We start from the raw sequence: 6,000 nt of genomic DNA, 5'->3' as shown, positions 1-6,000 counted from the left end.
GCCTCTTTCGCAGGCACCGCGTTGCAGGCCCCGCCAGGCAAGGGTTTCGCGCGCTGCACACACGGTTTTCCACAGCATTGTCCCCACCGGATTGGGAAAACCCGTCATAGCGATGTGGTAGGGCGACGGGCGGCCCGGCGGCGGGCAAAAAAATACCCGCCGGAGCGGGTATCTCGAGGGGCCCCCGAAGGGGCGCGCTCTAAGGCAAACAGAGAGCTCTTCTTTTGCGGCCCTGTTGCGTGACAGCAAGTGCATCCTCGGCGAGGACGCGCGCCCAGCATGTCAGCTGAAAAATGTCGTAACCGTAGGACAAGTTAAAAAGTGTGAAGAATTTGGCACTTTTTCGAGCTTCGGGGGATACCCGCGGTTCGCACGATCGTGCAGAACTGTCGGTGTTGTCCGACAAGCCGGGGGCGGCCCGGGCCCTAAATTTTGCGGACTCGCTTCAAGTGCGGGTTCTCTGTGCGTGACAGCAATCCAGAGATTCAGCCCAGCATCGTGCTGGGTTTTTTTTGCGCGTTTTCCGGCGTTTTCTGGGGTTTTAGGTCCGTCAGCGCAGGAAGACATGCTCCATGAACTGCCGGATCGGGTACTGGATCACCGTCTGCACGCGGGCCGGCAGCTCCAGCGGGCGCATCAGCATCTTCAGCGTGGCGGCGGGGCTCAGGTGGGTGCGGATGGTGCGGTTCATGTGCGCGCTCAGCTGCTGCACGTAGGCCGCGTCGCCGGCGCGGTGCGGAGCGCGCGCCTGCAGCACGTGGCGGACGGCGCAGTCGGCGTCCTCGCTTTTCAGCTCCAGCGTGCGCCGGCCGATGGTGCCCATCACGCGGAAACGGTTCAGCCGCTCCTGCGCGCGGTAGCGGCGGAAGAACCGGTAGAAGTGCTTGTAGTGGTTGACCTCGTCGGTCGCGATGCGGGTGGCGAGGTCGCGCAGCACCGGTTCGGTGGTGCTGCGGGCCATGGCCCGGTAGTAGGTGGCGGTGCCGGTCTCGACCACGCAGCGGGCGGTCATTTCCAGGGCGCGGGTCGGGGCCAGCAGCTCGACCTTGCAGTAGGTGGCGTACTCGTCGAGGAAGCCGCGGTAGGCGGTCTCCCAGGGAAATTCGGGCCAGACGTGGTCCACGTAGGCGCGCAGGGCCCGGCCGTGCTGCAGCTCTTCCTGCTCCCAGTGGGTCGACAGCCACTCGGTGACCTCGTCGTCGCCCCGGAAGAAATCGACCAGGTTCTGCGTGTACAGGTCGGAGCCGCTCTCGATGAAGGAGGCCGACGCCACCAGGTAGAAGAGGTTTTCGTCCGTGCGCACCTGCTCGCGTGCGATGCGGGAGAAATCGAGGTCTTCGATCTTCCAGTGTTCCGACGCCTGACCCGCCATGCGTGCTCCTTGATTCATGTTGCCGATGAAAACAGGGAAGAAACAGGCTGCAGCCGGGGAGGGCGCGCACCGCTTCAGCCGTCCATATTAGCCCCGGCTCCCGGATCGCGCGTGCGCAAGGCCCGCGGCGGGCCCGGGCACCATGCGCAAACCTATAATCGATTGTTCAAGCAAATCAAGCAGTTAGGCCGGTTCAACGCAGTGGTTTCGACGCAGGGTCGCCATCGCCAGGCCGCCCCCGACAGCAGACGAAATCCAAAGATGAGCCAGCCCACATTCACGGTCGCGGACATCCGCAAGACCTTTCTCGATTTCTTCGCCTCCAAGGGCCACACGGTGGTGCCTTCGAGTTCGCTGGTGCCGGGCAACGACCCGACGCTCATGTTCACGAACTCGGGCATGGTCCAGTTCAAGGACGTGTTCCTCGGCGAAGACAAGCGCCCCTACGTGCGCGCCGCCTCGGTGCAGGCCTGCCTGCGTGCCGGCGGCAAGCACAACGACCTCGAGAACGTGGGCTACACCGCGCGCCACCACACCTTCTTCGAGATGCTGGGCAACTGGAGCTTCGGCGACTACTTCAAGCGCGACTCGCTGAAGTGGGCCTTCGAGCTGCTGACCCAGGTCTACAAGCTGCCGGCCGAAAAGCTCTGGGCCACCGTCTACATCGAGGACGACGAGGCCTACGACATCTGGACCAAGGAAATCGGCCTGCCGCCCGAGCGCGTCGTGCGCATCGGCGACAACAAGGGCGGGCGCTACATGTCCGACAACTTCTGGATGATGGCCGACACGGGTCCCTGCGGTCCGTGCTCCGAGATCTTCTACGACCACGGCCCCGAGATCCCCGGCGGCCCGCCCGGCTCGCCCGATGAAGACGGCGATCGCTACATCGAGATCTGGAACAACGTGTTCATGCAGTTCGACATGCAGCCCGACGGCTCGGTCAAGAAACTGCCCGCACCCTGCGTTGACACCGGCATGGGCCTGGAGCGCCTGGCGGCGATCCTGCAGCACGTGCACAGCAACTACGAGATCGACATCTTCGACGCGCTCATCAAGGCCGCCGGCCGCGAGACCGGCACGCAGGACCTGTCGAACAACTCGCTGCGCGTGATCGCCGACCACATCCGCGCCACCTCCTTCCTGGTGGCCGACGGCGTGATTCCGTCGAACGAAGGCCGCGGCTACGTGCAGCGGCGCATCGTGCGCCGCGCCATCCGTCACGGCTACAAGCTGGGCCAGAAGAAGCCCTTCTTCCACAAGCTGGTGCCCGACCTCGTGAAGCTCATGGGCGACGCCTACCCCAAGCTGGTGGCCGACGAGAAACGCATCATCGACACGCTGAAGGCCGAAGAAGAACGCTTCTTCGAAACGCTGGCCAACGGCATGGAAATCCTCGACGCGGCGCTGGCCGGCGATGCCAAGGTGCTGCCGGGCGACGTCGCCTTCAAGCTGCACGACACCTACGGCTTTCCGCTCGACCTGTCGGCTGACGTGTGCCGCGAGCGCGGCCTGAGCGTCGACGAAGCGGGCTTTCACGCCGCGATGGAAAAGCAGAAGGCCGCGGGCCGTGCCGCCGGCAAGTTCAAGATGGACCGCAACGTCGAGTACGCCGGCGCGGGCAACACCTTCACCGGCTACGACCACCTGGAAGAAAACGCCAAGGTCGTCGCGCTTTACCTCGACGGCGTGGCCGTCAATGAGCTGAAGGAAGGCCAGAGCGGCATCGTGGTGCTCGACACCACGCCGTTCTATTCGGAAAGCGGCGGCCAGGTCGGCGACCAGGGCGTGCTCGTGGCCGAAGGCGTGCAGTTCGGCGTCGACGACACGCAGAAGATCAAGGCCGACGTGTTCGGCCACCACGGCACGCAGACGCAAGGCACGCTGAAGGTCGGCGACGCGGTCAAGGCCGCAGTCGACACCGCGCGCCGCGCCGCCACCATGCGCAACCACTCGGTCACCCACCTGATGCACAAGGCCCTGCGCGAAGTGCTGGGCGACCACGTGCAGCAGAAGGGCTCGTTGGTCGACGTCGACAAGACGCGCTTCGACTTCGCGCACAACGCCCCCGTCACGCGCGAGCAGATTCTCGAGATCGAAAAGCGCGTCAACGCCGAGATCCTGGACAACGCGCCCACGCAGGCGCGCGTGATGGACCTCGAATCGGCCCAGAAGACCGGCGCCATGATGCTGTTCGGCGAGAAGTACGGCGAGACCGTGCGCGTGCTCGACATCGGCACCAGCCGCGAACTGTGCGGCGGCACCCACGTGGGCCGCACGGGCGACATCGGCCTGTTCAAGATCGTCAGCGAAGGCGGCGTGGCCGCCGGCGTGCGCCGCATCGAGGCCGTCACGGGTGCCAATGCGCTGTCGTACCTGCAGGACCTCGAGTCGACCGTGCACAGCGTGGCCGCCACGCTCAAGTCGCCGGCCGCCGAGCTGCAGGGTCGCCTCTCGCAGGTGCTCGAGCAGGTCAAGACGCTCGAACGCGAAGTGGGCGCGCTCAAGGGCAAGCTCGCGTCGTCCAAGGGCGACGAGCTCATCGCGCAGGCGGTGGACGTCAACGGCATCAAGGTGCTCGCGGCCAAGCTCGACGGCGCCGACGCCAAGACGCTGCGCGACACCATGGACAAGCTCAAGGACAAGCTGAAGACCGCCGCCATCGTGCTGGCCGCCGTCGATGGCGACAAGGTGCAGATCGCCGCCGGCGTCACGGCCGACAGCATCGCCAAGGTCAAGGCCGGCGAGCTGGTCAACTTCGTGGCCCAGCAGGTCGGCGGCAAGGGCGGCGGCAAGCCCGACATGGCCATGGCCGGCGGCACCGACGCCGCGGGCCTGCCGGCCGCGCTGCAATCGGTGCAGGCCTGGGTCGCCCAACGGACCTGAGGTCCTTTCCGCTCACTACCCACACAGCACTTCATGTCCGACGCGATCCCCGGTGAAGTGCTCGTGATGGGGGCGGGCACCATCGGTTGCTTCATCGGCGGCAGCCTGGCGGCGGCGGGCGTGCCCGTCACCTTCGTCGGCCGTCCGCGCGTGCTCGACAAGCTCGCGCGCCACGGCCTCACGCTCACCGACCTCGACGGCGCCAAACACAAGCTGGCGGCGCCCATGTTGCGCTTGTGCGAGCAGGTGCCGGTGGGCGCGCGGCCCGCGCTGGTGCTGCTGTGCGTGAAGAGCGGCGCCACGGCCGAGGCGGCGCGCGAACTGGCCTTTGCGCTGCCGGCCGGCACCACGGTGGTTTCGCTGCAGAACGGCATCTCGAACTGCGCCGCCGCGGGGCAGGCCGGCCCGTCGCTCAACATCCGCGCCGGCATGGTGCCGTACAACGTGGCCGAGATCGACGACGGCGCCTTCCACCGCGGCACGCCTGGCCGGCTGGCCGCGGAAGACGACCCCGCGCTGCGCGACTGGCTGTCGGTGTTCGAGCGCGCCGGCGTGCCGCTCGACCTGCATGCCGACCTGCTGCCGGTGCAGTGGGGCAAGCTGCTGCTCAACCTCAACAACCCGGTCAATGCGCTGTCGGGCCTGCCGCTGCGCGACGAGCTCATGCAGCGCGGCTACCGCCGCTGCTTCGCGGCGCTGATCGACGAAACGCTGGACGTGCTGCGTACGGGCGGCATCGTGCCCGCGCAGGTGGCGGCCGTGCCCGCGCGGCGCTTGCCGGGCCTGCTGCGGTTGCCCGACTGGCTGTTTCGCATCGTCGCGGCGCGCATGCTGCGCATCGACGCCAAGGCGCGCTCCAGCATGGCCGACGACCTGGCATTGGGCCGTCGCACCGAGATCGACGCGCTCAGCGGCGAGGTGGTGCGGCTCGCGCAGGAGCACGGCCTGAGCGCACCGCGCAACGCGCGCATGGTCGCGCTGCTCGAGGCCTGGCCGCAACAGCCGAAGCGCTGGACGGCGCGCGAACTGCAGGACTCGCTGGGTCTCTAGAGCCCGTTCATCCGCACATTCACTCCGCCGGAGCCACCCGATGCCCCACCATTTCGACGACCCCGAAGAAGGCCTCGCCCGCGAGACCAGTCACCCACGCTTCGTGACGCTCGCCGCCGACGATTTCTACTACGACCAGGCCGACGACTTCAGCCCCTTCGGCAGCGACGACGGCAACGACACGCTCTCGTCGCTCGAAGACTGGTACCGCGACGGCGGCAAGAACGGCAAGGTCGCGAGCTTCCTCAAGGCAATGCTCGCCGACTGGGACTTCGGCGTGCCGGAATCCATGCACCGGGCCGATGCCGACGTGCGCGAGACATGGCTGGCCGAGGAAGACATGCACGAGACCTTCCTGCAGTCCGAATGCCGCGCGCGCGTCGCGACGGCCTTCGGGCAGCTCAAGATCACGGGCGAGGTCGATCCCGCGATGCGCGACGAGGCACTGGCCGCCATCGCATGCCAACTGGCGCTGAACGAGCGCGCCCGTGTGCGCCATCCCGGCTGGCCGCACGCCGACGAGAACGAAGCGCGCCTGACCTCGATGCAGGCCGTGTTGAACGCCCTCTGACGGGCGCATCCGCCGAAGCTGCCGGGCCGTCGACGAGGCCTGGGTGCTGCTTTCCATCGACCTTCTCGCGCAAGGCCCGCGAGATGTCGTGCGCAGCAGGTCGCCGACCCTGTACCCTCGG

4 protein-coding genes are annotated in these 6,000 nt (G+C 67.1%); 3 read left to right on the top strand and 1 reads right to left on the bottom strand.

The window, feature by feature from the left end; all coding sequences use genetic code 11:
- Positions 1-550: 550 nt before the first annotated feature.
- Positions 551-1,372 carry a ferritin-like domain-containing protein gene (locus AC3WQR_RS23070; protein ID WP_492743905.1) on the bottom strand — a complete coding sequence of 274 codons (822 nt, stop codon included), beginning with the start codon at positions 1,370-1,372 and terminating at the stop codon, positions 551-553.
- Between the two features lie 261 nt (positions 1,373-1,633).
- On the opposite strand from AC3WQR_RS23070, the gene alaS reads away from it, so the two are divergent.
- From alaS to AC3WQR_RS23055, 3 genes are read left to right on the top strand one after another with little or no spacing between them, the layout of a single operon-like run.
- Positions 1,634-4,258: an alanine--tRNA ligase gene (alaS, locus tag AC3WQR_RS23065; protein ID WP_492743903.1), complete on the top strand. Its 2,625-nt coding sequence runs from the start codon at positions 1,634-1,636 to the stop codon at positions 4,256-4,258.
- A gap of 33 nt (positions 4,259-4,291) precedes the next feature.
- A complete protein-coding gene (locus tag AC3WQR_RS23060; protein WP_492743901.1) occupies positions 4,292-5,308 on the top strand; it encodes a 2-dehydropantoate 2-reductase in 1,017 nt (338 codons plus the stop codon).
- Between the two features lie 40 nt (positions 5,309-5,348).
- Positions 5,349-5,879 carry a MolR family transcriptional regulator gene (locus tag AC3WQR_RS23055; RefSeq protein WP_492743899.1) on the top strand — a complete coding sequence of 177 codons (531 nt, stop codon included), beginning with the start codon at positions 5,349-5,351 and terminating at the stop codon, positions 5,877-5,879.
- The last annotated feature ends 121 nt before the right edge of the window (positions 5,880-6,000 follow it).

It is taken from the genome of Variovorax sp. FW305-3-2-15-B-LB1, assembly GCF_058787635.1.
This window is presented reverse-complemented; position numbering and strand designations above follow the sequence as displayed.

What these genes read in the sequence shown, in the direction of transcription:
- AC3WQR_RS23070 (WP_492743905.1), bottom strand. Translation starts at nt 1,372, where the DNA reads ATGGCGGGTCAGGCGTCGGAACACTGGAAGATCGAAGACCTCGATTTC.
- alaS (WP_492743903.1), top strand. Translation starts at nt 1,634, where the DNA reads ATGAGCCAGCCCACATTCACGGTCGCGGACATCCGCAAGACCTTTCTC.
- AC3WQR_RS23060 (WP_492743901.1), top strand. Translation starts at nt 4,292, where the DNA reads ATGTCCGACGCGATCCCCGGTGAAGTGCTCGTGATGGGGGCGGGCACC.
- AC3WQR_RS23055 (WP_492743899.1), top strand. Translation starts at nt 5,349, where the DNA reads ATGCCCCACCATTTCGACGACCCCGAAGAAGGCCTCGCCCGCGAGACC.